19 protein-coding genes are annotated in these 21,739 nt (G+C 71.6%); 11 read left to right on the top strand and 8 right to left on the bottom strand.

Going from position 1 to position 21,739, the window contains the following annotated elements; translation table 11 throughout:
• Positions 1–132: 132 nt before the first annotated feature.
• From ACZ5SK_RS19805 to ACZ5SK_RS19830, 6 genes are all read left to right on the top strand, one after another.
• Positions 133–1,581, top strand: a complete 1,449-nt coding sequence (locus ACZ5SK_RS19805) for an MFS transporter (RefSeq protein WP_334579511.1) — start codon at positions 133–135, stop codon at positions 1,579–1,581.
• A gap of 75 nt (positions 1,582–1,656) precedes the next feature.
• Entirely contained in the window at positions 1,657–1,851 is a 195-nt protein-coding gene (locus ACZ5SK_RS19810; protein ID WP_334579512.1) for an NUDIX hydrolase, read from the top strand.
• Complete coding sequence (locus tag ACZ5SK_RS19815) at positions 1,848–2,222, top strand: type II toxin-antitoxin system death-on-curing family toxin (RefSeq protein WP_334579513.1); 375 nt, start codon at positions 1,848–1,850, stop codon at positions 2,220–2,222. The genes ACZ5SK_RS19810 and ACZ5SK_RS19815 overlap by 4 nt, the downstream gene beginning before the upstream one ends.
• 200 nt (positions 2,223–2,422) lie before the next feature.
• On the top strand, positions 2,423–4,222 hold the full coding sequence (locus ACZ5SK_RS19820) for a DEAD/DEAH box helicase (RefSeq protein WP_334579514.1): 1,800 nt from the start codon (positions 2,423–2,425) through the stop codon (positions 4,220–4,222).
• 395 nt (positions 4,223–4,617) lie between these two features.
• On the top strand, positions 4,618–5,259 hold the full coding sequence (locus tag ACZ5SK_RS19825; RefSeq protein WP_079661940.1) for an IclR family transcriptional regulator: 642 nt from the start codon (positions 4,618–4,620) through the stop codon (positions 5,257–5,259).
• A gap of 422 nt (positions 5,260–5,681) precedes the next feature.
• Complete coding sequence (locus ACZ5SK_RS19830) at positions 5,682–6,473, top strand: YlbL family protein (RefSeq protein ID WP_334579515.1); 792 nt, start codon at positions 5,682–5,684, stop codon at positions 6,471–6,473.
• 19 nt (positions 6,474–6,492) lie between these two features.
• On the opposite strand, the gene ACZ5SK_RS19835 is transcribed toward ACZ5SK_RS19830, so the two are convergent.
• The 5 genes from ACZ5SK_RS19835 to ACZ5SK_RS19855 all read right to left on the bottom strand — a co-directional run bounded on the left by ACZ5SK_RS19835 (position 6,493) and on the right by ACZ5SK_RS19855 (position 10,730).
• Positions 6,493–7,374, bottom strand: coding sequence for a glycine betaine ABC transporter substrate-binding protein (locus tag ACZ5SK_RS19835; protein WP_468576457.1), 882 nt, complete (start codon positions 7,372–7,374; stop codon positions 6,493–6,495).
• Positions 7,375–7,463: 89 nt separating this feature from the next.
• The gene (locus ACZ5SK_RS19840; protein WP_468576353.1) at positions 7,464–8,330 is read right to left on the bottom strand and encodes an ABC transporter permease; all 867 of its coding nucleotides are present in this window, start codon (positions 8,328–8,330) and stop codon (positions 7,464–7,466) included.
• Complete coding sequence (locus ACZ5SK_RS19845) at positions 8,327–9,583, bottom strand: betaine/proline/choline family ABC transporter ATP-binding protein (RefSeq protein ID WP_468576355.1); 1,257 nt, start codon at positions 9,581–9,583, stop codon at positions 8,327–8,329. Before ACZ5SK_RS19845 ends, ACZ5SK_RS19840 begins: the two co-directional genes overlap by 4 nt.
• Entirely contained in the window at positions 9,576–10,223 is a 648-nt protein-coding gene (locus ACZ5SK_RS19850; protein WP_468576356.1) for an ABC transporter permease, read from the bottom strand. The genes ACZ5SK_RS19845 and ACZ5SK_RS19850 overlap by 8 nt, the downstream gene beginning before the upstream one ends.
• Before the next feature lie 27 nt (positions 10,224–10,250).
• On the bottom strand, positions 10,251–10,730 hold the full coding sequence (locus ACZ5SK_RS19855) for an Lrp/AsnC family transcriptional regulator (RefSeq protein WP_079661946.1): 480 nt from the start codon (positions 10,728–10,730) through the stop codon (positions 10,251–10,253).
• 126 nt (positions 10,731–10,856) lie between these two features.
• On the opposite strand from ACZ5SK_RS19855, the gene hppD reads away from it, so the two are divergent.
• Positions 10,857–12,002, top strand: coding sequence for a 4-hydroxyphenylpyruvate dioxygenase (gene hppD, locus ACZ5SK_RS19860; protein ID WP_334579519.1), 1,146 nt, complete (start codon positions 10,857–10,859; stop codon positions 12,000–12,002).
• Between the two features lie 51 nt (positions 12,003–12,053).
• On the opposite strand, the gene ACZ5SK_RS19865 is transcribed toward hppD, so the two are convergent.
• Entirely contained in the window at positions 12,054–13,451 is a 1,398-nt protein-coding gene (locus ACZ5SK_RS19865; protein WP_468576358.1) for a tetratricopeptide repeat protein, read from the bottom strand.
• Between the two features lie 92 nt (positions 13,452–13,543).
• Here ACZ5SK_RS19865 and ACZ5SK_RS19870 point away from each other — a divergent pair, with 92 nt between their 5' ends.
• On the top strand, positions 13,544–14,959 hold the full coding sequence (locus ACZ5SK_RS19870) for an FAD-binding oxidoreductase (RefSeq protein WP_361701018.1): 1,416 nt from the start codon (positions 13,544–13,546) through the stop codon (positions 14,957–14,959).
• Positions 14,960–14,988: 29 nt separating this feature from the next.
• Here the strand turns inward: ACZ5SK_RS19870 and ACZ5SK_RS19875 are convergent, their stop codons facing one another.
• Positions 14,989–15,468, bottom strand: coding sequence for an SsgA family sporulation/cell division regulator (locus ACZ5SK_RS19875; protein WP_334579522.1), 480 nt, complete (start codon positions 15,466–15,468; stop codon positions 14,989–14,991).
• A 364-nt stretch (positions 15,469–15,832) separates the two neighbouring features.
• Here ACZ5SK_RS19875 and ACZ5SK_RS19880 point away from each other — a divergent pair, with 364 nt between their 5' ends.
• Together ACZ5SK_RS19880 and ACZ5SK_RS19885 are read left to right on the top strand one after the other, a co-directional pair.
• Positions 15,833–17,758 (top strand): RDD family protein, encoded by a 1,926-nt coding sequence (locus tag ACZ5SK_RS19880; RefSeq protein ID WP_361701014.1) that lies wholly within the window; start codon positions 15,833–15,835, stop codon positions 17,756–17,758.
• A gap of 95 nt (positions 17,759–17,853) precedes the next feature.
• Positions 17,854–18,558 carry an RDD family protein gene (locus ACZ5SK_RS19885; RefSeq protein ID WP_468576359.1) on the top strand — a complete coding sequence of 235 codons (705 nt, stop codon included), beginning with the start codon at positions 17,854–17,856 and terminating at the stop codon, positions 18,556–18,558.
• A gap of 121 nt (positions 18,559–18,679) precedes the next feature.
• Here the strand turns inward: ACZ5SK_RS19885 and ACZ5SK_RS19890 are convergent, their stop codons facing one another.
• Positions 18,680–19,027 carry a hypothetical protein gene (locus ACZ5SK_RS19890; protein WP_334579525.1) on the bottom strand — a complete coding sequence of 116 codons (348 nt, stop codon included), beginning with the start codon at positions 19,025–19,027 and terminating at the stop codon, positions 18,680–18,682.
• Positions 19,028–19,382: 355 nt separating this feature from the next.
• Between ACZ5SK_RS19890 and ACZ5SK_RS19895 the strand changes: the two genes are divergently transcribed.
• The gene (locus ACZ5SK_RS19895) at positions 19,383–21,734 is read left to right on the top strand and encodes an immune inhibitor A domain-containing protein (protein WP_468576360.1); all 2,352 of its coding nucleotides are present in this window, start codon (positions 19,383–19,385) and stop codon (positions 21,732–21,734) included.
• Positions 21,735–21,739 lie beyond the last annotated feature (5 nt).

A 21,739-nucleotide genomic window follows, 5' to 3' on the forward strand; every position in this document is an offset into this window, starting at 1 on the left:
CCGTTCATGAAACGGGGGGCGTCGCGGGTGATGCCGGGGGCGTCGGCGGCGTGGGTGTAGGACCAATGGACCGGGTGTGGACCGGTCTTGCGACAGGGGTCAATGTCGGTCGTGGACCTTACGCTGGCGACCATGACCGCCCTGAAGCCCCGCGACACCGCTGTCGCAGACGACCGTGTCGGTGAGACCGTCCTCGGGCGTTCCTATCGCGCCCTCAGTGTCGGGATCGTGTCCGTCGTGCTGCTCATCGCCTTTGAGGCGACCGCGGTGGGGACCGCCATGCCCGTGGCGGCGCGGGAGCTCGACGGGGTGTCGTTGTACGCGTTCGCGTTCTCCGGGTACTTCACCACCAGTCTGTTGGGGATGGTGTGGGCAGGGCAGTGGTCGGATCGGCGGGGGCCGCTCGGGGCGTTGAGCAGTGGGATCGCGGCGTTCGCGGCGGGGCTTGTGCTCTGCGGGAGTGCCGGGGTCATGTGGTTGTTCATTCTCGGGCGGGCCGTGCAGGGGCTGGGCGGCGGGCTGGTCGTCGTCGCCCTGTACGTCGTCGTCGGGCGGGCCTATCCGCAGCGGCTGCGGCCGGCGATCATGGCGTCGTTCGCGGCGTGTTGGGTCGTGCCGTCCGTGGTGGGGCCGCTTGCCGCGGGGGCGGTGACCGAGCAGCTCGGGTGGCGGTGGGTCTTCCTCGGGATACCCGTCCTGGTCGCTCTGCCGGTCGGGCTGGCGCTGCCTCAGATACGGCGTCGGGCCGGCGGGCCCGTGGCGGACTCCCTCTCGACGTCCTCGACCTCCCCCGACCGGCGGCGGATTCGGCTTGCTCTCGCGATCTCCCTCGGTGCCGGGCTGCTGCAGTACGCCGCCCAGGATCCGCGGCCGGTCTCCTTGGTGCCGGGCGCGGCCGGTGTCGCGCTGCTCGTGCCCGCCGTGCTCGGGCTGTTGCCGCGCGGGATATGGCGGGCGGCCCGGGGGCTGCCGTCCGTGGTGCTGCTGCGGGGGGTGGCCGCCGGTTCGTTCGTCGCCGCCGAGTCCTTCGTGCCGTTGATGCTGGTGACGGAGCGGGGACTGAGTCCCACCCTTGCCGGGTTCTCGCTCGCCGCCGGGGGCGCCACCTGGGCGTTGGGGTCGTGGGTGCAGTCGCGGTCGCGGGCGGAGCCGTACCGGGAGCGGCTGATGGCGCTCGGGATGGTGCTGGCGGCCGGCGCGATCGCCGCCGCGCCGAGCGTGCTGGTCCCTTCCGTGCCGGTCTGGACGCTGGCCGTCGCCTGGGGTTTCGGGTGTTTCGGGATGGGGCTGGTGATCTCCTCCACCAGTGTGCTCCTGCTGCAGCTCTCCGCCCCCGAGGAGGCGGGGGCCAATTCCGCCGGGCTGCAGATCGCCGATGGTCTGTCCAACGTGCTGTTGCTGGCCGCGGGGGGTGCCGCGTTCGCGGCCCTCGGCGGCGGGAGTGTGGCGCACGCGGCGACGGACACGACCGCCGACGGGTCGTCGCATCCGGCCGCCTTCGTCGCCGTCTTCCTGCCGATGGCCGCGGTGGCGCTGGCCGGGGCGTGGGTGGCCACCCGGGTGCGTGAGCGGCGACCGTAAACCCCGGAACCCCCGAGCGCCGGATCCCGGAAATCCCGTGGCCGTTGAACCGTCCTTCTCCTAACCTCCCTGCCTATGCAGCCACTCACCCTTCCCCCTGACCTCGGCCACGCCCTCGACGACCTCGCGGACGCCACCGGTCGCCGTCCGGAGGAGCTCGCGCTGGACGCCGTACGCGAGTGTCTGCGTGCGGAGGAGGCGCGGGTGCGCGCCGTGGCCGAGCGGCTCGCCGGAGCCCACGCCGACCTGCTGCGGAGGCTGGGGGAGTGAACCGTCACCTCACCGTCGCCGAGGTGACGGACATCGCGCGGATCGCGTTCGGCGGGCGGGCGCCCGAGGCGCGGGCGCCCGGTCTGCTCGCCTCCGCCGTGCACCGGCCACGCGCCCGGATGTTCGGCACGGCCGCGTACGACGACGTCCACGAGCAGGCCGCCGCCCTCCTGCACGCGATCGCCGCCAACCACCCCTTCGTCGACGGCAACAAGCGCGCCGCGTGGCTGGCGGCCGTGACCTTCCTCGCGCTGCACGGCGTGGATCTCGCCGACTGCGACCAGGACGCGGCATACGACCTGGTCATCGATGTCGCCTCCGGTGCGGAGCCGCGGGTCGCCGTGATCGCCGAGCGGCTGCGGGCGCTGTGACGTGAGTCCCACCCATCGGCGACCCGGCCTGGTTCGCACCTGGACACCGCCGGGCCGCCGGTAGGGTGGCCCGGTTGTCATATGTAGCCGAGTCGTTCCCCCGTAGCCCCTCTGATCCGACCCCCTCACCGGAGACCGTGACTACCTCCCGCCCGTCGCCCGCCGCCACCCTCAACGGAGGGCCCTCCGGGCCCACGCCTATGTCTGCCACCTCCGCGTCCTCCTCCCACTCCCACCACCTGTCGCCCGCCTTTCCCGGCCGCGCCCCGTGGGGCACCGCCAGCAAGCTGCGTGCCTGGCAGCAGGGGGCGATGGAGAAGTACATCCAGGAGCAGCCGCGCGACTTCCTCGCCGTCGCCACCCCCGGCGCCGGCAAGACGACGTTCGCGCTGACCCTCGCCTCCTGGCTGCTGCACCATCACGTCGTGCAGCAGGTGACGGTGGTCGCGCCGACCGAGCACCTGAAGAAGCAGTGGGCGGAAGCGGCCGCGAGGATAGGCATCCGGCTGGACCCGGAGTACAGCGCCGGCCCGCTCAGCAAGGACTACCACGGCGTCGCCGTGACCTACGCGGGCGTCGGCGTACGGCCGATGCTGCACCGCAACCGGTCCGAACAGCGCAAGACCCTCGTCATCCTCGACGAGATCCACCACGCGGGCGACTCCAAGTCGTGGGGTGAGGCGTGTCTGGAGGCGTTCGAGCCGGCCACCCGCCGCCTCGCGCTCACCGGCACGCCGTTCCGGTCCGACACCAACCCCATCCCCTTCGTGACGTACGAGGAGGGCAACGACGGGATCCGGCGCTCCGCCGCCGACTACACCTACGGTTACGGGTCGGCGCTCGCCGACAACGTCGTGCGGCCGGTCATCTTCCTCTCCTACAGCGGCAACATGCGCTGGCGGACGAAAGCCGGCGACGAGATCGCGGCGCGGCTCGGTGAGCCGATGACCAAGGACGCGATCAGTCAGGCCTGGCGTACGGCGCTCGATCCGCGCGGCGAGTGGATGCCGAGCGTGCTGCGCGCCGCCGACCAGCGGCTCACCGAGGTCAGGAAGGCCATCCCGGACGCCGGTGCGCTCGTCATCGCCTCCGACCAGGACGCCGCCCGCGCCTACGCCAAGCTGATCCGGGAGATCACGGGCACGAAGGCGACCGTCGTCCTGTCCGACGACAGCGGCGCGTCCAACCGCATCGACGAGTTCAGCGCGAGCGACGACCGGTGGATGGTCGCGGTGCGGATGGTGTCGGAAGGCGTCGACGTGCCGCGGCTGGCGGTGGGGGTGTACGCCACCACTATCTCCACGCCCCTCTTCTTCGCCCAGGCCGTCGGGCGTTTCGTGCGGTCCCGGCGGCGCGGCGAGACCGCGTCCGTGTTCCTGCCGACCGTGCCCGACCTCCTCACCTTCGCCAACGAGATGGAGGTCGAGCGCGACCACGCCCTCGACAAGCCCAAGAAGGAGGGCGAGGAGGATCCGTACGCCGAGTCCGAGAAGGAGATGGACGAGGCGAACAAGGAGCAGGACGAGGACACCGGAGAACAGGAGCAGTTCGCCTTCGAGGCGCTGGAGTCCGAGGCCGTCTTCGACCGGGTGATGTACAACGGCGCCGAGTTCGGCATGCAGGCCCACCCGGGAAGCGAGGAGGAGCAGGACTACCTCGGCATTCCGGGGCTCCTCGAACCCGACCAGGTGCAGCTGCTGCTCCAGAAGCGGCAGGCCAAGCAGATCGCGCACAGCAGGAAGAAGCCGGACACCGAGGCCGACCTGCTCGAACTGCCCGCCGAGCGGCGGCCGGTCGTCTCGCACAAGGAGATGATGGAGCTGCGCAAGCAGCTCAACACGATGGTCGGCGCGTACGTCCATCAGAGCGGCAAGCCGCACGGTGTGATCCACACCGAGCTGCGGCGTGTGTGCGGCGGGCCGCCGAGCGCGGAGGCGACGGCGGGGCAGCTGCGGCAGCGGATCGCCAAGGTGCAGGAGTGGGCCACGCGGATGAAGTGACCTCCGTGCCCTGTGAGTCCTGAGTTCTCTGTGAGTCCTGCGTTCTCTGTGAGTCCTGCGTTCTCTGTGAGGCTTGCGTTCTCTGTGAGGTCTGGAGGGGCGCGCGGTGTGTCGTCACGCTCCGTACGTATCGGGATAAATGCAGGTAGTCCATACCGGCCAATGACCGGATTCTGGACGGAGCCTTCCGCTCAGCGAACCTGCTTCGCTACTGTCCCGCTACGCACACGCCCCGTGGCAGCGCCGCCGCGGAGCGCAGCCGTGAAGCGACTGGGCCCGGACACGCCGGGCCCATCTGTCGATCGGCGGCCTCTCAAGCGCGTCACTGACGGGACTCGGTGACGCATCCGCCGCGACGGGGGCCTGCCGACCTCACCACTTAAGGAGTGGGCGTCGTGACCGCGGAGACCTCCCAGACGCTCGATCGAGGGCTGAAGGTTCTCAAGCTGCTGGCCGATACCGACCACGGGCTGACCGTCACCGAGCTTTCCAACAAACTGGGCGTGAACCGGACCGTTGTGTACCGGTTGCTCGCCACCCTGGAGCAGCACGCACTCGTACGACGTGACCTGGGCGGGCGAGCCCGCGTCGGACTCGGCGTGCTGAGGCTCGGCCGCCAGGTGCATCCGCTGGTGCGGGAGGCCGCGCTGCCCGCGCTGCGATCGCTGGCCGAGGACATAGGGGCGACCGCGCATCTGACACTGGTGGACGGGACGGAGGCGCTCGCCGTCGCCGTCGTCGAGCCGACCTGGACGGACTACCACGTGGCCTACCGGGCCGGGTTCCGGCATCCGCTGGACCGGGGCGCCGCGGGCCGGGCGATCCTCGCCGCGCGCCAGCGGCGGCCGGACGAGCCGGGGTACACCCTGACGCACGGCGAGCTGGAGGCGGGGGCGAGCGGGGCCGCGGCGCCGTTGCTCGGAGTGACGGGGGTCGAGGGCAGCGTGGGCGTGGTGATGCTGGCGGACGCGGTGCCGGAGCGGGTGGGGCCGCGCGTGATGGACGCTGCGCGGGAGGTCGCGGAGGCGTTGCGCTGAGCCCTGCGGTTCCTGAGGCGGTGCGGTGCGGGACGGTGCCCTGGGCTGGTGCGGGGCGGTGCGCTGAGCCCTGCGGTTCCTGAGGCGGGGCCGGGTGCGGGGCGGTGCCCTGGGCCGGTGCGGTGCGGTGCGGTGCGGTGCGGGTGCGGGGCGTTGCGCTGAGCCCTGCGGTTCCTGACGCGGGGCCGGGTGCGGGGCGGTGCCCTGGGCTGGTGCGGTGCGGTGCGGTGTGGCGCCGTGCGGTGTGGGGCGGGGGTGGGGGCGCTTGCCGGGTGCCGCCTGCGCCCATCCGTGCTGCCCCAGCGGCACGACTGCCCGCAGGCCAGGGGGTCGGGTGGCAGGGGCGTGGCATGGCTGGCCGTGGGCTCGGGGTGGTGTACCTGGGCGGGTGGGGGTGTGGGGGTGACCGTTACATTGACCTCGTGCTCTCTCGTCTCTCACGTCCCCAGGCCCTCGTCGTCTGTGCTCTGCCGCTCGTGGCGCTGCTCGCCACGGCGGCGTTCGCGCCGTTGCCGTTCTCGGTGGCGCAGCCGGGCATGACGGCGAACGTCCTCGGTGAGAACAAGGGCGACCCGGTCATCACGATCTCCGGCGCGCCCTCCCGTGAGACGAAGGGGCAGCTGCGGATGACGACGATCGAGGCGACCAGCCCCGACACGGACGTCACGCTCTCCGATGTGATCGACGGCTGGTTCCGCACCGACCAGGCGATCATGCCGCGCGACTCGGTCTACCCCAGCGGGGAGAGCACCAAGGAGATCGAGCGGCACAACACCGAGCAGATGCAGCAGTCCCAGGACGCGGCGACCGAGGCCGCGCTGACGTACCTGCACCGCACCGGCGACGGCCTCAAGGTCACACTGAAGCTGGCCGACGTGGGCGGTCCGAGCGCGGGGCTGCTGTTCTCGCTCGGCATCGTCGACAAGCTCGACGGCGACGGCAGCGGCGGCGACCTCACGGGCGGCCGCACGATCGCCGGGACGGGGACCATCGACGCCGACGGCAAGGTCGGCGCGGTCGGCGGCGTCGCCCTCAAGACACAGGCCGCCCGGCGCGACGGGGCGACCGTGTTCCTCGTGCCGAAGGACGAGTGCGGCGACGCGAAGGCCGAGCTGCCCAAGGGGCTTCGGCTGATCCCGGTCACCACGCTCAAGGGCGCGGTGGGCGCGCTGGTCGCCCTGGAGAAGGGGAAGGGCTCGGTACCGAGCTGCTGACACCTCTGCACACCTCTGCTCACTTCACGAATCCCTGGTTTTTCATCCAGTCCAGGGCGACCTGGTGCGGGTCCTCCCCGGCGACGTCCACCTTGGCGTTCAGCTCCTGCGCCACCGTGTTGTCGAGCCTCTTCGTGATCGGGTTCAGCAGGCCCGCGATCGCCGGCCACTTCTTCAGCGCCTTGGAGTTGATCACGGGGGCCGCGTTGTAGTTGGGGAAGAAGTCCTTGTCGTCGTCCATCACCACCAGGTTCATCGACCGGATGCGGCCGTCGGTCGTGTACACCTCCCCGTAGGTGCAACTCCCCTTCGCCGCCTGCGTGTAGATGATCCCGGTGTCCATCTGGGTGATCCGGGACGCCGCGATGTTCATGCCGTACGCCTTCTCCATGCCCGGCAGCCCGTCCGCCCGGTTGGCGAACTCGCCCTCCACGCACAGCGTCACGGCACTCGGGTCCGACTTCGACAGCGTGGCCACGTCCGACAGCGTGTTCGTGCCGTACTTCCTGTGGTTGGCCTGGTTCATCGCCAGCGCGTAGGTGTTGTCCAGCCGGGACGGCGGCAGCCAGGTCAGCCCGTTCTTCAGGTCGGCGTCATGGACCGCCCGCCACTGCGCCTGCGGGTCGACGATGGGCTCGCTGTTGCCCATGTACGTGATCCACGCGGTGCCCGTGTACTCGTACATGGCGTCGGCGTCGCCCTTGCGGACCGCCTCGCGGCTGCCGATGGAGCCCTGGATGCCGGTGCGGTCCAGTACGTCCGCGCCGGCCGCCTGGAAGGCGATGCCGATCATCGCGCCGAGGACGAGGTTCTCGGTGAACGACTTGGACGTCACCGTGAGGTGGGCGCCCTCGAGCGGCTCGCCCTGTCCGATCGACCCGGGCGAGACGTCGTCGACCATCGGCGAGCCGCTGCTCAGCCCGCACCCGGAGAGCACCGCCAGCGCGAGTACCGGCGCCAGTGTCCGGGCGGCTCTGCGGCACGGGCGTCTCACGTGCCCACGTCCAGTCCGCGTGGCCGCAGCATCACCTCGGCCAGTGAGGCCAGCCAGTCGACCAGCAGTGCCAGCGCCACGGTGAGGATCGCGCCCAGCACCAGCACCGGCATACGCTGGTTGGTGATGCCGGCGGTGATCAGGACGCCCAGGCCGCCGCCCCCGCCGAAGGTCGCCAGGGTCGCCGTGCCGACGTTCAGCACGAGCGCCGTGCGGACGCCGGCCAGGATGAGCGGGACCGCCAGCGGAAGCTCCACCCGGGACAGCACCCCGACGGGGGTCATGCCGATCCCGCGGGCCGCCTCCAGCAGTGTCGGGTCGTTCGCCTTCAGCCCCGCCATGGTGTTGGACAGCACGGGCAGGACGGCGTAGGCGATGATGCCGATCAGGGCGGCCCTGCGGCCGATGCCCAGCCAGATCACCAGCAGCGCCAGCAGCCCGATGGCGGGGGTCGCCTGCCCCATGTTGGCGAAGGCCAGCGCGGCGGGGGTCGCCTTCCGGAACCGCCGCCGGGTGAGCAGGATGCCCAGCGGGATCGCGATGATCAGCACGAAGAAGGTGGAGATCACCGTGAGTTGGACTTGCTGCCACAGGGCCTTGGACACCTGCCCGTTCGAGAGCGCGTTCTTGGAGATCGGGTCCAGGTCCGCCTGCTGGAACCACAGCCAGGTCGCCAGCAGCAGGGCGACCAGGAAGGCGGGCAGGAAGGTCAGCTTCTGCCAGGTGACGCGTCGCCGCGGGGGAGCGAGCGGCGGGGACGGTGACTCCGCCTGCGCCTGCGCCTCCGCTTGTTCCTGTGCCTGGTCCTGCGCATGGTTCTTTGCCGGTTCCTCCGGCCGGTCGTCGAGCTCGGGGGCGCTCACGCCTTCGCCTCCGCGCCCGGACCCTCCTGTTCCGCGTGCGTCTGCGCGGCCCGGGCCTCCTCCAGGTCGTGCTGTGCCTCCAGTGCCTCCAGCCGGTCGGCCTCCAGCAGTTCGTGGACGGAGTTCATCAACGTCTCCATGTCGACGACCCCGGTGTATTCGCCGCGCCGCCCGGTGACCGCGACCCGCCCGGTGCTGTCGGTCAGCACCGCCTCCAGCGCGTCGCGCAGGGTGGCGTCCCGGGTCACCGTGTCGTGGACCAGGGTGCCCGCCCGGGCCAGCGAGCCCCTGGCCCGCATCAGGTCCCCGCGGCGCAGCCACTTGTAGGGCCGGCCCCGCCTGTCCAGCAGCAGGATCTCGTTCGTGCCGCTGACCCGGAGCTTGTTGAAAATGGTCTGGAGCGGGTCGTCGACGGTCACCGTGGGGTAGCCGGTGATCTCCACGTCCCGGACGCGGCTGAGGTTGAGCCGCTTCAGGGCCGCCCCCGCCCCGACGAACCCGGACACGAAGTCGTCCGCCGGGTTGGTGAGGATCGCCTCCGGGGTGTCGAACTGGGCGATGTGCGAGCGCTCGCGCAGCACCGCGATCCGGTCGCCGAGCTTGATCGCCTCGTCGAAGTCGTGGGTGACGAACACGATCGTCTTGTGCAGCTCGTGCTGGAGCCGGATCAGCTCGTCCTGGAGGTGGTCGCGGGTGATCGGGTCGACGGCGCCGAACGGCTCGTCCATCAGCAGCACCGGCGGGTCGGCCGCCAACGCCCTTGCCACGCCCACCCGTTGCTGCTGCCCGCCGGACAGCTGGCGCGGGTAGCGGCCGTGGAACTCGCCGGGATCGAGGCCGACCAGGTCGAGCATCTCCTCCACCCGGCCCCGGATCCGCGCCTTCGGCCAGCCGATCATCCGAGGCACGAGCGAGATGTTCTGCGCGACCGTCATGTGCGGGAAGAGCCCGGACGACTGGATCGCGTACCCCACCTTGCGGCGCAGCTTCACCGGGTCGATGTCGGTGACGTCCTCGCCGTCGATCCGGATCCGTCCGCCGCTCGGCTCGATCAGCCGGTTGATCATCTTCAGCGTCGTCGACTTCCCGCAGCCGGACGGCCCCACGAAGATGACGGTCTCGCCCGCCTTGATCTCCATGGTGACGTTGTCGACGGCGGGGCTCGGATTGCCCGGGTAGCGCTTGGTGAGGCTCTCCAGCTCGATCGACGCCCCGTGGGAGGCGGCGCGGGAGCCGTCGGGCGAGTCAGGCACGGATCCCCCTGGGAATCGTCAGCCGTCCGATCAGGACGTACGCGGCATCGAACAGCAGGGCCAGGACGATGATCCCGAGCGTGCCCGCGAGCACCTGGTTGAGCGCGTTCTTGCTGCCCAGTGAGGCGATGCCACGGAAGATCTCGTTGCCGAGACCGGGCCCGGAGGCGTACGCGGCGATGGCGGCGATGCCCATCAGCATCTGCGTGGAGACCCGGATCCCGGTCAGGATCGGCGGCCAGGCCAGCGGCAGCTCGACCCGCGCCAGCCGCGCCGGCCGGGACATCCCGATGCCCTTGGCCGCGTCCACCAGGGACGGGTCGACCCCGCGCAGCCCGACGACGGCGTTGCGCACGATCGGCAGCAGCCCGTACAGCGTCAGCGCGATCACCGTCGGCGGCACGCCCAGCCCCACCATCGGGATCAGCAGACCGATCATGGCGAGCGACGGAATGGTGAGGATGGTGGAGGTGGCGGTGGCGGCGAGGCTGCCGCCCCATGCGCTGCGGTAGGCGAGGACGCCGATCAGCACACCCAGCACGGTCGCCACGACCATGCACTGGAAGACGACGCTGGCGTGTTGGTAGGCGTCGGTGAGCAGCTGCTGATGACGGTTGCCCAGGTACTCCCAGAAGCTCACACGCCCTCACCACCCCATGCCGGCCGGTCATCTCCCTGTCCGCAGCCCTGCCGCCTGTTCCACCAGCGGGATGATCCGCAGCGGAACGGGGTTCTCCATGACGATCGCGGTGGCTGCCCGGACAATGCCATCAAAACCGACGACCAGGTCGATCACCCGCTGGAGATCGGCGTTGGAACGGGCCACCAGGCGGCACAGCATGTCCCCGCTGCCGGTGGTGGTGTGCAGCTCCAGCACCTCCGGGACGGTGGCCAAGTGCGCCCGCACGTCGGCCCCTTGCCCCTGCCGGATCTGCAGCGTGGCGAAGGCGGTGACCGGGTAGCCGAGGGCCGCCGGATCGACCTCGGGGCCAAATCCCCGGATGACTCCATTCGACTGAAGCCGGTCGAGCCGCGCCTGCACCGTCCCCCGGGCCACCCCCAGCCGCCGGGACATCTCCAGCACCCCCAGCCGCGGCTCCCGGGCCAGCAGCACGATGATCCGGCCGTCCAGCTGATCGATCCCCATGCCCGCCCGCCTCCACGATGGTCAGCCTGTACACAACACCCGCGGATGCGGGCGTTCGACTGAACACATTGTCCAGCGATGGTGCGAACTATTGCGCACCTTGCCGCCCGGCGCGACGCTTTCGGTATGACGCAGACCACGCACCACACTCCCGACACCGCCCGGCAGGCCGATCCCTTCCCGGTCAAGGGAATGGACGCGGTCGTCTTCGCCGTGGGCAACGCCAAGCAGGCGGCGCACTACTACTCCACCGCCTTCGGCATGACGCTGGTCGCCTACTCCGGACCGGAGACGGGCAGTCGCGAGACCGCCTCGTACGTGCTCACGAACGGCTCGGCCCGCTTCGTCCTGACCTCTGTCGTCAAGCCCGCCACCACCTGGGGCCACTTCCTCGACCGGCATGTGGCCGAGCACGGCGACGGCGTCGTCGACCTCGCCATCGAGGTCCCGGACGCCCGCGCCGCGTACGCCTACGCCGTCGAGCACGGCGCCCGCTCGATCGCCGAGCCGTACGAGCTGAAGGACGAGCACGGCACGGTCGTGCTGGCCGCGATCGCCACCTACGGCGAGACCCGCCACACCCTCGTCGACCGCTCCGGCTACGACGGCCCCTACCTCCCCGGCTTCGTCGCCGCCGACCCGATCGTCGCACCGCCCGCCCAGCGCACCTTCCAGGCCATCGACCACTGCGTCGGCAACGTCGAACTCGGCCGGATGAACGACTGGGTCGGGTTCTACAACAAGGTCATGGGCTTCACGAACATGAAGGAGTTCGTGGGCGACGACATCGCCACCGAGTACAGCGCGCTGATGTCGAAGGTCGTCGCCGACGGCACCCTCAAGGTCAAGTTCCCGATCAACGAGCCGGCGATCGCGAAGAAGAAGTCCCAGATCGACGAGTACCTGGAGTTCTACGGCGGCGCGGGCGTCCAGCACATCGCGCTCAACACCGGCGACATCGTGCAGACGGTACGGACGATGCGCGCGGCCGGCGTCCAGTTCCTCGACACCCCGGACTCCTACTACGACACCCTCGGCGAGTGGGCCGGCGACACCCGCGTCCCCGTCGAGACCCTGCGCGAGCTGAAGATCCTCGTCGACCGCGACGAGGACGGCTATCTGCTGCAGATCTTCACCAAGCCGGTCCAGGACAAGCCGACCGTCTTCTTCGAGATCATCGAACGGCACGGCTCGATGGGCTTCGGCAAGGGCAACTTCAAGGCCCTCTTCGAGGCGATCGAACGCGAGCAGGCCAAGCGGGGCAACCTGTAGGACGGCGACCTCTGCAGGACGGCGACCTCTGCAGGACGGTTCGTGCAGGGGTCACCGGGGCAGTTTCGCCGGGGCCGGTTCGGCGCCCAGGTCCGCCAGGGCGACCCGGGCCACCGGACCGAGCAGCGGGGAGAAGTACGGGTTGATCTGCAACGCCTCCTGAAGGTGTCTGCGGGCCGGACCGTCCTGCCCCAGCCTCCGCTCGATCATGGCCCGGTGGTACATGTACGGCGCGCTGCGCACCGCGCCCCCGTGCATCCGGTCGGTGGCGATCATGGCGAACTTCAGGGCCTCCTTGTCGTCGTCGGCCCGGTGCAGCGCCCAGCCCAGCGCGTCCGCGACCGCGATCCCCGGCTGCCGCCGCCACTCGGCCCGCAGCCGCCGTACCGCCGACGCCGGATCGCCGTGGTCCGCCTCGAACCGGCCCAGCACCAGCTCCCCGTCGACCCCGCCCGCAGCCTCCTGCCGGACCCGCGCCCGCAGCAGGTCGTACTGCACGCGCGCCGCCTGCGTGAGCCCCAGCGACTCGTACAGCTCGCCCAGCTCCAGCGCGTACCCCGGCAGCGGCTGCCGGGCGAGCGCCGCCCGGTACGCGCTCAGCGCCTCCGACGTCCGCCCCAGCGCCGCCAGCGCCCGCCCCTGCCCGGCCTGCGCGGCCCGCTGGTCGGGGTCGATCCGGACCGCCTCCTCGAAGTGCCGCAGCGCGTCCTCCCGATCGCCGCGCTCCCAGGCGAGCTGCCCGGCCCGCTCCAGCCAGGCCGCCTGCTCGGCGGGCGTGGCGGCGCCGGCCGCCGCGTCGGCCAGCGCGGCCTGCGCGTCCTCCCGCCAGCCCCGGTCCCAGTAGACGCCGGCCGCCCGCGCCCGCACCGCAGGACCGGAGTGCAGCGCCGTCAGCCTGTCGAGGGCCGTGCGGGCCTTCTTGTAGTCACCGAGGCCGGTGTAGGCATCGATGAGCTGCGCATACGTCGTCCAGCGCGTCGGCGCCGCCGTGCGCGCGGCCTCGCCCCAGGCCCGGGCCGCGGGGAAGTCGCGGCGCGCGTTGGCCAGCGCGGCCAGACCGTCCAGGGCCTCGGCGTTGCCCCGGGGCCGCGCGGTCAGCGAGGTCCGCAGCGCCTGCTCGGCCCTGGGGTAGAGGAGCGCCGCGTCGGCGGTGCGCCGGCCCTGTTCGACGTAGGCCGTGCCGAGCACCGCCCAGGACCGGGCGTCCTTCGGATGCGTCCGCACCCGGCTCTCCCGCTGCACGATCAGCGCCGCCAGGTCGGACAGCCCGGCCGGCACCCCCGCCCGGACCGCCGTCCCCGCCTGCGCCCCCGGCGCCGGCGCGGGCGCCCGCCGCACGGCCGGCTCCCCGCCCGGCCAGGACATCAGCGCCCCGCCGCCCAGCACGAGACACCCCACGAGCGAGCCGACGAGCAGCCGCCGCCGACGGAACCAAGAGACCTTCTCCATGGCGTTCACTGTGCGTCAGTACGACGACCCTGCGACGTCAGCCGAAGCGCCCGGCGGACGGGGTTCACACCGATGGCCCCGAGTGCGAACCTGTGATCATGAGCCGTTCGGAAGCACGACACAACGACGGGTCCGTGGTGACGGGCACCCTCCTCGACCGTCTGCTGACCGGCCTGCCCGCCGAGGCCGTCCTCACCGACCCGGACGTCACGGTCTCCTACGCCAACGACATGGCGAGCTTCTGCCCCGCGGGCGCCCCGGCCGTGGTCGTGCTGCCGCGCACGGTCGAGGAGGTCCAGCACGTCATGCGCACGGCGAGCGAGCTGCGCGTCCCGGTCGTCCCGCAGGGCGCGCGCACCGGCCTGTCCGGCGGCGCCAACGCCTCCGACGGCTGCATCGTCCTCTCCCTGACGAAGATGGACCGCATCCTCGAGATCAACCCGGTCGACCGGATCGCCGTCGTCGAACCGGGCGTCGTCAACGCGACGCTCTCCCGCGCGGTCGGCGAACACGGCCTGTACTACCCGCCCGACCCCTCCAGCTGGGAGATGTGCACGATCGGCGGGAACATCGGCACCGCCTCGGGCGGCCTGTGCTGTGTGAAGTACGGGGTGACGGCCGAGTACGTCCTCGGCCTGGACGTCGTCCTGGCCGACGGCCGGCTGATGTCCACCGGCCGCCGCACGGCGAAGGGCGTCGCCGGGTACGACCTGACCCGGCTGTTCGTCGGCTCCGAGGGCTCGCTGGGGATCGTCGTGCGGGCGATCCTGGCGCTGAAGCCGCAGCCGCCGCAGCAGCTGGTGCTGGCGGCCGAGTTCGCGTCCGGGGCCGCCGCCTGCGACGCGGTGTGCCGGATCATGGCGGGAGGGCACGTCCCGTCCCTCCTCGAACTGATGGACCGTACGACGGTCCGCGCCGTCAACGACCTCGCCCACATGGGCCTGCCGGACACCACCGAAGCCCTCCTCCTGGCCGCCTTCGACACCGCCGACCCGGCCGCCGACCTCGCCGCCGTCGGCGCGCTGTGCGAGGCGGCCGGCGCCACCCAGGTGGTCCCCGCCGACGACTTCGCCGAGTCCGAACTGCTGCTCCAGGCCCGGCGGTCGTCGCTCGTCGCCCTGGAGGCCGTCAAGGGCACCACGATGATCGACGACGTGTGCGTGCCCCGCTCCCGGCTCGCCGAGATGCTCGAAGGCGTCGAACGCATCGCGGACAAGCACCGGTTGACGATCGGCGTCGTCGCCCACGCCGGCGACGGCAACACCCACCCCACCGTCTGCTTCGACGCACAGGATCCCGACGAGTGCCGCCGCGCCCGCGAGTCCTTCGACGAGATCATGGGCCTCGGCCTGGAACTCGGCGGCACCATCACCGGCGAGCACGGTGTGGGCGTGCTGAAGAAGGAGTGGCTCGCGCGCGAGCTCGGCCCGGTGGGCGTGGAGATGCAGCGGGCGGTCAAGGCGGCCTTCGACCCGCTGGGCATCCTCAACCCGGGCAAGCTGTTCTGAGCGTCCTTGAATTCGCCGGGGACGGGGGCTCACTCATTTCCGTCCTTCGACTCGTCGCCCGGCCACGGCTCGCGCAGCCACAGGTCGTCCGCGGGGGTGGGGGCGAGCAGGTCGGCCAGGGCGTCGTCGAGGCCCAGTCGCTCGCCCTCGGTTCCCGGGGGCACCACCCGCAGCGTCCGCTCCAGCCAGGCCGACACCTGGGCCGCGGGCGCCTGAAGGAGGGCGTCGCCGCCCGGTGAACTCAGCGCCATCAGCACGACGCTGCGTCCGTCCGCCTTCGTCGGCCACACCCGCACGTCCCCGTGCCCGCACGGCCGGAACACGCCCTCCACCAGCAGCTCGCGGGCGAACGTCCAGTTGACCGGGTGCTCGGAGTTGATGTGGAAGGCGACGTGGACGGCGAAGGGGTCGTCGCTGCGGTAGCCGAGCCGGGCCGGGACCGGGATGCTGCGCTCCGGCGACAGGATGAGCTTGAGCTCCAACTCGCGCTCCACCACGGTGTGCTGCATGTCGGTTCTCCTCTCGATACGGACCTCGTACGGGCCCGCGGTGGGCCCGTACGAGTGGAGAGGGGGCCGGGCCGGAACCATTACGCGGATTCGGAGAACTTTTTCGCGTCGTTTTCCGGAGGGGGGGCCGGGGCGCATCCGGTGCGGGGTGGGTGCAGGGTGGTCGCGGGGTGGGTGCGGGGTGCGGAACGCGCCGCGGCGGGTTCGGGTCCTGCGGCTCGGCGGGCGGTTCCGAACGTGTGAAGAGCGTGCACGAGGTTGCCCGGAAAAGGGCGGGTCCGACGGGACTGGCGGTGGGGGTTGCGCCGGTCTGATAGATGTGGAGGCTCCCATCTCACCCCCGAGCAGATACGGGACGACGGACATGAGCGCCCCAACCCCGGCACCCGGCGACGACAGGCCCCGCGAAGGGTATTACCCGGACCCGTCCATCCCTGGATACGTCCGGTACTGGAACGGTGCCGCCTGGGTACCGGGCACCAGCCGACCGGCGCCGTCCGACGGCCGCCCGCTCACACCCCCGTCCGGCGCGCCCCCGGCCTCCGTGGAGGAGACCGGCCCGCACTTCTTCGACGAGGACCCGGCGCCGGCGGACCCGTACGACGGCCGTCCCGAGCCGGCCTCCGCGTGGGGCGCCGACAGCGCCCACCAGTCCGGCTTCGGCGGCGACCAGGACCGCCGCGTCTCCTGGGGCGGCGGCCCGCAGACTCCCGACCCGAGGGTCCCGTCGCCCGCCCCGGCCCACCCCGAGGGCCGGTCGACGAGCACGGACGGCACCGCGACGATCCCGCCCGCCGAACCGGAGGACGGCAGCGGGGACGTGGTCTCCGGCGGCACCTTCGTCTTCCGCCGGCCGACGGCGGGCAACGGGGGAGCGGCGGGCCCTGCGGGCCTCATCCCTGACGAGGGCACCGTCACCTTCCGCGCGCCGGCCCCGCGCACGGGTGACCACACCGGCGCTTCCGGCGCGCACCCCGGGAGCACACCGGGCTCCGCCTCGCCGTTCCCGCCCGCGGCCCGGGCGACGCCTGGTTTCGCTGCGCAGGGTCCGGCAGAGGCGGCCGCCCCCGGTTCGCTCCCACCAGGCTTCGGCGCCCAGGGCCCCGTCGGCGCGTCCGGCACCACCACCCCTGGCCCGGCTGCCGGCAGCGGCTCCACTCCGGGCCCGGCCGCCGGCAGCGGCCTTGCTCCCAGCACGGGCTTCGGCTCTCCGGTCCCCGTCGGACCGACCCCGGCGAGCGCCGCCCCGGCAGGCACGACCCCGATCAACAGCGGCCCTGCGGGCAGCGGCCCTGCGGGCGGCCCCGCCCAGCCCGGTTTCGGGGCCGGTAAGGCGGCTGCCGAGCGGGCCGCGGCTCAAGGCGCCGGTGTTCCGGCCCCGCAGGGCCCCGCCGGTTTCCCGGCAGCCCAGTCCGCTGCACCGCCCGCCGCCCAGGCACCCGGCGTCCAGCCCGCCGCGCACGCCCCCGGCGCCCCGGCGCCCGCCGCTCTCTCCGGTCCCCAGCAGGCCGCCCCGAGCGTGCCCCATCAGTCCGGCGCTCCCGGCGTGGCCCAGCCGCAGCCTGGCGCTCCCGGAGTGGTCCAGCCGCAGTCCGGTGCTCCCGGGACGGCCCTGCCGCAAGCTGCTGCGGCTGGGGCCCAGGCGGCCGGGGTGGCGGGGGCTGCTCCGTTGGCTGCCGGGTCCGGTGGGGGGCAGCCGTCCTGGGCGCAGCAGGTGCACCGGCTGGCGGGGGCCGAGGACGGCCCCGTCGCGCCCTGGAAGCCGCCGGTCGAGGACATCTTCCAGGCGGCAGCCCGGCGTCAGGCCTCGGCCCGTCCCGCCGGTCTCGGCAAGCGGCTGGCGGCCCGTCTCGTCGACACGCTCGTCCTCGCGGCCGTCACCTCCGCCGCAGCCGTACCGCTCGGCGTGAAGGCGCTCGACCACGTCAACGAGAAGATCGACGCGGCCAAGCTCACCGGAGAGACCGTCACGGTCTGGCTGCTGGACGGCACGACGTCGGTGTACCTGGCGATCGTCCTCGGGGTCCTGCTGGTCTTCGGGGTCGTCTACGAGGCCCTGCCGACCGCCAAGTGGGGCCGCACGCTGGGCAAGAAGCTGTTCGGTCTGGAGGTGCGGGACATCGAGGGCGGCGAACCCCCGTCCTTCGGGGCGGCCCTGCGCCGCTGGCTCGTGTACAGCGTGCCCGGTCTGCTCGTCGTCGGTGTCGTGGGCGTCGTCTGGGGGCTGTTCGACAAGCCGTGGCGGCAGTGCTGGCACGACAAGGCCGCGCACACGTTCGTCGCCGGCTGACCGGTAGCCCGGCTGACCGATAGCCGGGACGGCCGGTAGCCCGGACGGCCGCTCGCCGGATGCGGAGCCGAGGGGTTCGGGGTCGACTCGGGGGCATGACCACCGAACCGCCCCCCGGCTCCGGCGGCGGCGAGCCGCCGGAGGACGACCCGTTCAGGAAACGGCCCTCGCAGCAGCCCCCGCGGTCTCCGTACGGCGAGGGGCAGGGCGGCTCGCCCTACGACACCCCGCAGGGGCCGTACGGCGGCGGTCCCTCCGGCGAAGGTCCGTCCGGCGGCGGTCCGCACGGGGGCGGGGGCGGTCCCTACGGTGGTGACCCTTACGGCGGTTACCCCGAGGACCCGCTGGCCGGGATGCCCCCGCTCGCCGACAGCGGCAAGCGCACGCTGGCGAGGATCATCGACATGATCCTCGTCTTCGCCGTGGTGTCGCTGCTGGCGTGGGCCTTCGGGGTCGCGCAGTACACGACGGACGCGGACAAGATCGAGTTCGGCAAGACCTTCGGACGTGAGCTCGTCGCCGCGATCCTGTACGTCGCGTACGACACGGTGCTGACCGCCCGGTTCGGCCAGACGCTGGGCAAGAAGTGGTTCGGCATGCGCGTGGCCGACCTCGACGACGGCTCCACTCCCGCCGTGCAGACGTCGCTGATCCGCGCCCTGGTGCTGTGGGTGCCGTTCGCGTTCTGCTGCGCCTGTCTGTGGACGGCGGTCTGCGGCGGCTGGAGCTTCTTCGACAAGCCCTACAAGCAGGGCCTGCACGACAAGGCGGCCAAGACGGTGGTGGTCAGCACCACCTGACACACAACCAGCCGACCAGCCAGCCGACCAGCCAGCCGACCGGCCGACCAGCCAGCCGACCGGCACGACCGAGGGCCCGCGTCTGATGCCCGGCGCGGGCCCTCGGTCGTGCCGCTGGGTCTCAGGGAGCCGTGGGCTCCCGGACGGGCTCGGACGCCGAGGCGACCGACGCCGGTACGGGGGCGCTCACGGGCGCGTGCACAGGAACGGGAGCAGGACCGGGCGCCGGAACCGGAACAGGTGCGGTCCGGTTCGCGGGTCGGCGCGTCGCGGAGCGGGCCACGGGGGCCCGCGACGGCTTCGGCGTCGGCACCGTCATGGCGACGAGCACGCCGAGCGCGACCGCGGCGACGACGACGACGGCGATCCCGGGGCCCGAACTCGTCTGTGACAGCAGCAGCATGGCGAGCGTCGAGAGGATGACGGTGCAGGAACCGTATGTGAGCTGTGCAACAGTCGGACGAGGCATGGCAATCGTGTCCTCGGAAGCGGGGGCGTTCTCGACTCTATTCGCCTGCATGCCCGAGTGGACCGAGCGGTAAGCGTGACCTAACCCACGGCGCCGGTGCACAGGGGGCGCACGGAGTCATGGCGTCCACCAAGTGGACTGCCCCGCGCGCCTGTCTCATTACAGTCATGTGTCCGTATTGCGAACACCGGCTTCCAATAATGCAGTTGTCTTGCTCAAGTCAAGGTCTGTCTTTTCTCGTAAACCAGTAGTCAAATGGCGTCACTTGACTACACGCGTATAACAGCGCGCGGACCTTCCTTGACAGGGATCCCCCCTTTCCGCGCGCACGGGCGCGTGCGTGGGAGGACATCAAGTGACCAGTAGATCTTGGACGTTCAGGACGGCCGCGACGGTCGTCGCCCTCGCGGCGGCCTCGGCGACGTTCACGACGTTCGCCGTGGCGCAGGCCGCCGAGACCGGATCGGTGCAGGCCCCCGCCGCGGACGGGCAGGACCCGCAGCCGGCGAAGGCCCGCGAGCACGACTTCGACGGGCCGCTCAGCAAGACCCTGGACGCCCAGCGCCAGGAGGCCCTCAGGCAGGTCATATCCGGCGAGGCGTCGGTGAAGGACCGCGACGGCTCGAAGGTCGTCCAGCTCAAGAGCCGCAAGGGCGCCGGCAAGTACGTCGAGCTCGGCCGGGAGAGGACCGACAAGATCTTCACGATCCTCGTCGAGTTCGGCGACCAGGTCGACCCCCGCTACGGCGGCACCGCCGGCCCGCTGCACAACCAGATAGCCCAGCCGGACCGGGCCGTCAACAACTCCACGGCCTGGCAGGCGGACTACGACCAGAAGCACTTCCAGGAGCTGTACTTCGGCACCGGCAAGAAGACCGAGTCGCTGAAGAAGTACTACGAGAAGCAGTCCTCGGGCCGCTACTCGGTCGAGGGCGAGGTGACCGACTGGGTCAAGGTCCCCTACAACGAGGCCCGTTACGGCTCCAACGACGCCACCACCGGCGCCTGGTACGCGGTCCAGGACGGGGTCAACGCCTGGGTCGCCCAGCGCGAGGCCGCCGGCGCCACCGCTGCCCAGATCAAGACCGAGCTGGCCGCGTTCGACCAGTGGGACCGTAACGACTTCGACGGCGACGGCGACTTCAACGAGCCCGACGGCTACATCGACCACTTCCAGATCGTGCACGCCGGCGAGGACGAGTCCGCGGGCGGCGGCGCCCAGGGCGAGGACGCGATCTGGGCCCACCGCTGGTTCGCCTTCGGCACCGACGCCGGCTCCACCGGCCCCGCCGGCAACAAGCTGGGCGGCGCCCAGATCGGCGACACCGGCATCTGGGTCGGCGACTACACCATCCAGCCGGAGAACGGCGGACTCGGCGTCTTCGCCCACGAGTACGGCCACGACCTCGGTCTGCCGGACGAGTACGACACCTCCGGCGGCGGCGAGAACTCCACCGGCTTCTGGACCCTGATGTCCTCCGGGTCCTGGCTCGGCACCGGCAAGGAGTCCATCGGCGACCTGCCCGGCGACATGAACGCCTGGGACAAGCTGCAACTGGGCTGGCTGGACTACGACACGGCCAAGGCGGGCGCGAAGTCCACCCACACGCTCGGCGTCGCGGAGTACAACACCAAGAACCCCCAGGCCCTCGTGGTCCAGCTGCCGGAGAAGAAGGTCACCACCGAGATCGTCGCCCCGGCGCAGGGCGCCACGCAGTGGTGGAGCGGCAGCGGCAACGACCTGAAGAACACCCTGACCCGGACGGTCGACCTGACCGGCAAGACGTCCGCCGCGCTGTCCCTGGACGCCTGGTGGGACACCGAGAAGGACTACGACTACCTGTACACCGAGGTCTCCACCGACGGCGGCGCCACCTACACGCCGATCGACGGCACCCTGGCCGACGGCAGCGCCGTCCCGCGCGACGGCAGCGGCAAGCCCGCCCTCACCGGCACGGTGGACGCCTACCAGAAGCTGACGTTCCCGCTGGACGCCTACGCGGGCAAGCAGATCAGCGTCCGCTTCCGTTACGCCACCGACGGCGGCGTGGCGCAGAAGGGCTTCACGGCCGACGACATCACGCTGACGGCGGACGGCGCCGCGCTCTTCACCGACAACGCGGAGACGGCGGACGCGGCCTGGACGGCGAGCGGCTTCTCGCGCATCGGCGGCTCCATCACGGACGACTACGCGCAGTACTACATCGCCGAGAACCGCCAGTACGTGTCGTACGACAAGACCCTCAAGGTCGGCCCGTACAACTACGGCTTCTCGACGACCCGTCCGGACTGGGTCGAGCACTACCCGTACCAGAACGGCCTGCTGATCTGGAAGTGGGACACCTCCCAGGCGGACGACAACACCAGCGCCCACCACGGCGAGGGCCTCATCCTCCCGGTGGACGCGCACCCCACCCCGCTGAAGTGGTCCGACGGCACCCTGATGCGCAACCGCGTCCAGGCCTTCGACTCCACCTTCAGCTGGTACCCGACGGACGCGATCACGCTGCACAACGCGGACGTCGCGACCAGGATCAAGTCCCGTCCGGGCGTCCCGGTCTTCGACGACGGCAAGTCGACGTACTACGACCCGACGACCCCGCTCGCGGGCGTCAAGGTCACTGACACCAACACCTCGATCAAGATCGTCGGTGAGCCCCTGAGCGGCTCGACGATCACGGTGAAGGTCGGCCCCTCGGCGAAGTAGCCGAC

The sequence above is a fragment of the Streptomyces sp. NPDC031474 genome (genome assembly GCF_055581185.1).

What these genes read in the sequence shown, in the direction of transcription:
- ACZ5SK_RS19890 (WP_334579525.1), bottom strand. Translation starts at nt 19,027, where the DNA reads ATGCCTCGTCCGACTGTTGCACAGCTCACATACGGTTCCTGCACCGTC.
- ACZ5SK_RS19875 (WP_334579522.1), bottom strand. Translation starts at nt 15,468, where the DNA reads ATGCAGCACACCGTGGTGGAGCGCGAGTTGGAGCTCAAGCTCATCCTG.
- hppD (WP_334579519.1), top strand. Translation starts at nt 10,857, where the DNA reads ATGACGCAGACCACGCACCACACTCCCGACACCGCCCGGCAGGCCGAT.
- ACZ5SK_RS19820 (WP_334579514.1), top strand. Translation starts at nt 2,423, where the DNA reads ATGTCTGCCACCTCCGCGTCCTCCTCCCACTCCCACCACCTGTCGCCC.
- ACZ5SK_RS19865 (WP_468576358.1), bottom strand. Translation starts at nt 13,451, where the DNA reads ATGGAGAAGGTCTCTTGGTTCCGTCGGCGGCGGCTGCTCGTCGGCTCG.
- ACZ5SK_RS19880 (WP_361701014.1), top strand. Translation starts at nt 15,833, where the DNA reads ATGAGCGCCCCAACCCCGGCACCCGGCGACGACAGGCCCCGCGAAGGG.
- ACZ5SK_RS19835 (WP_468576457.1), bottom strand. Translation starts at nt 7,374, where the DNA reads ATGGTCGACGACGTCTCGCCCGGGTCGATCGGACAGGGCGAGCCGCTC.
- ACZ5SK_RS19810 (WP_334579512.1), top strand. Translation starts at nt 1,657, where the DNA reads ATGCAGCCACTCACCCTTCCCCCTGACCTCGGCCACGCCCTCGACGAC.
- ACZ5SK_RS19805 (WP_334579511.1), top strand. Translation starts at nt 133, where the DNA reads ATGACCGCCCTGAAGCCCCGCGACACCGCTGTCGCAGACGACCGTGTC.
- ACZ5SK_RS19885 (WP_468576359.1), top strand. Translation starts at nt 17,854, where the DNA reads ATGACCACCGAACCGCCCCCCGGCTCCGGCGGCGGCGAGCCGCCGGAG.
- ACZ5SK_RS19855 (WP_079661946.1), bottom strand. Translation starts at nt 10,730, where the DNA reads ATGGGGATCGATCAGCTGGACGGCCGGATCATCGTGCTGCTGGCCCGG.